Genomic DNA, 2,911 nt, shown 5'->3' on the forward strand with positions numbered 1-2,911 from the left:
GCAGCCTTCGCGAGCTTCGTTTCCGTTTTTTGGAAACGAAGCTCGTATTTTGCACTGTGGCCTTGCGAGAAACTACGCATCCCAAAATGGGTGCGGTTTAAGTATGAGAATCGAGTCGCACGCTTTCATCCAGACGGGGAGCATGTAAGGAAATGCCAGTCCAAATGCCGGATATCAACCTCGGTGCGATGCTGCCGGAGATCCTGATCACGATCCTGGGACTCATGGTTCTGTTGAAAAGCGCCAGCGAGGACGAGGAGCGGGGAACCCGGCTGATGGCGATGAGCATCGCCGGCGTGGTCGTGGCCGCCGCCATCACGCTCAACGCGGGAGATGGCACCGCGTTCGGGGGCTCGTTCATCAACGATCTGTTCTCCCGTTCGATGAAGCTGCTGATGTACGTGGCCACCGGTCTGGTGCTGTTCATGTCCTCGGGCTACATGCGTCAGAACCGCTTCGATGGCGGCGAGTACCAGGTGTTGACCCTCATGGCGCTGTTGGGCGGCATGTTCATGGCATCGGCGGGCGATTTCATCATGCTCTATCTGGGGCTGGAGTTGATGTCCCTCTCCATCTACGTGCTCGCGGCCTGGAAGCGCGACGACATTCGCTCCAACGAGGCGGGTCTGAAATACTTCGTGCTCGGTTCCATGGCCTCCGGCTTCCTGCTCTACGGCATCACCCTGATCTACGGCACCACCGGCACCACCCTCTTCACCGGCATCGGACAGGCCATGGCGCATGGTCACATCGCCACCGCCACCGTCATGGGCGTGATCCTGGTGCTGGCCGGCATGAGCTTCAAGATCGCCGCCGCGCCGTTCCACATGTGGGCCCCGGATGTCTACGAGGGTGCTCCGACCTCGGTCACCGCCTTCATGGCCGTGCTGCCGAAGATCGCCGCTTTCGCCGGCATCTTCCGGGTGCTGTTGAGCGCTTTCCCGGCGTTGCAGAGCCACTGGAATCCGCTGTTGCAGTTGTTGGCCCTGTTGTCCCTGGCGGTCGGCGCCATCGCCGCCATCGGCCAGACCAACATCAAGCGCATGCTCGCCTACTCCTCGATCGGCCATGTCGGTTTCATCCTGATCGGCCTGACCACCCATTCGGGTTTGGGCTATCAGAGCGTGATCGCCTATCTGGCCATCTACATTTTCACCAGCGTCGGCGCCTTTGCCGTGGTGCTGCTTCTCAACCGCGAGGGGATCGGCGACGAGACCTCGGATTACAAGGGGTTGGCCCATCGCCGTCCCATGCTGGCGCTGTTGATGTCCCTGTTCATGTTCTCCATGGCCGGAATCCCGCCCCTGGCCGGGTTCATGGGCAAGCTCTACGTGTTCATGGCTGCGGTCCAGTCCGGCATGATCCTTCTGGCGGTGGCCGGCGTGCTCTTCTCGGCGATTGGCGCCTTCTACTATCTGCGCATCGTCAAGTTCATGTATTTCGATCAGCCCGTCGAGGGCGCTTTCACCATCTCCTTGAACTTCCAGGAGTTGGCGATCCTGACCGTGACCGGCGCGATCATGCTGTTCTGGGGACTTTTCCCGGGCGGACTGTTGACCTGGAGCGGCACGACCGTCAAGATGTTTCTGTAGTCTGGATTTGTTCTTGCGGGCTTCGGGAGGTCTGGAAGAGGATTCCAGACCTCCTTTTGTTTGGGGCGTGGCCAAGGTGGGCAGGGATGCGGGGAGCGATGAAGGCGAATGCGAGCGGGGAGGAGCCGATCGCCGGCGTGCTGCGCGAGGCGATCGCTGGCGGGAGTCTGCCCTTTTGTCGGTTCATGGAGCTGGCGTTGTACCATCCGCGTCATGGTTATTACATGACCGGGCGTACCCGCGTGGGGCGGGGCGGGGATTTCGTCACCGCGCCGGAGCTGACCTCCCTGTTCGGCGAACTGCTGGCCTTGCAGTGCATCGAGATCTGGCAGTTGTTGGGCCGTCCTGCCTTGTTCGAGGTGATCGAGATGGGGGGTGGATCCGGGCGGTTGGCGCTCGACATCCTGACCACCGCGCGGCGGTTTCCAGAATTTTTCCCGGCATTGCGGTATGGTTTGGTGGAGATCAGCCCGGATTTTCGCGACCGGCAGGAGAGGTTGTTGCAGGAGGCCGGTTTCGGCCCGGAGCGGGTGGCGTGGCTGGCAGGCGTGCCGGAGACGGTGGCCAACGGGGTGATTCTGGGCAACGAGTTTCTGGATGCCATGCCGGTCCACTGGGTGGAGATGGGGGCCGACGGCTTGCGAGAGTTGGCGGTGACCACGGACCGGGATGGCGGTTTGAAAATTTGTCATCGAGAGCCTTGCGAAGCACGGATCTCAGCTTATTTTGAAGGAGCGGGGATCGGGTTGCCGGTGGGATTTCGCGACGAGGTGGGGTTGGCGGCATGGGAGTGGATGGCGGATGTCGGAACGCGTTTGCGGCGCGGCGTGTTGTTGATGATCGATTACGGCGAGGTGGACCAGGACCACTTCGGCCCGTATCGTCAGGCCGGAACGTTGGTGGGGCATCGGGACGGGGAGCGGGTGGACGATCCGCTGCGGCATCCGGGAGCGATGGATCTGACTGCCCATGTCAATTTTTCCGCCATGGCGCGTGCCGGTGTGGCTGGTGGTCTGGAGTTGCTGGGGTTCACCACTCAGGGGTGGTTCTTGCAGGGGTTGGGGATCCTGGAAAGGCTGGAGATGGCCGCACGGCGCATGGAGCCGGAGGCGGTCGAACGGCTGCGCAAGGTGGCGATGCGGTTGCTGCTTCCGGACGAGATGGGGGAGCGGTTCAAGGTGTTGGCCCTGGGGCGGGGGATCGGGGATGGGGTGCTGTCCGGTTTTCGGTTGAATGATCAACGGAACCGGTTATAGAATGTTACTTTACCGTGGAACTCCCGTAAGGGAGGTCCACGGTTGGGGGGTGAGGGGGTTCTC

2 protein-coding genes are annotated in these 2,911 nt (G+C 61.8%); both read left to right on the forward strand.

Annotated elements, in window-relative coordinates; translation table 11 throughout:
- The first annotated feature begins 164 nt into the window (after positions 1 to 164).
- The gene (nuoN, locus tag ACV4UY_RS16550) at positions 165 to 1,592 is read left to right on the forward strand and encodes an NADH-quinone oxidoreductase subunit NuoN (RefSeq protein WP_491608657.1); all 1,428 of its coding nucleotides are present in this window, start codon (positions 165 to 167) and stop codon (positions 1,590 to 1,592) included.
- Positions 1,593 to 1,690: 98 nt separating this feature from the next.
- Complete coding sequence (locus ACV4UY_RS16555) at positions 1,691 to 2,848, forward strand: class I SAM-dependent methyltransferase (protein ID WP_491608658.1); 1,158 nt, start codon at positions 1,691 to 1,693, stop codon at positions 2,846 to 2,848.
- Positions 2,849 to 2,911 lie beyond the last annotated feature (63 nt).

The organism is Candidatus Magnetaquiglobus sp., assembly GCF_058402785.1.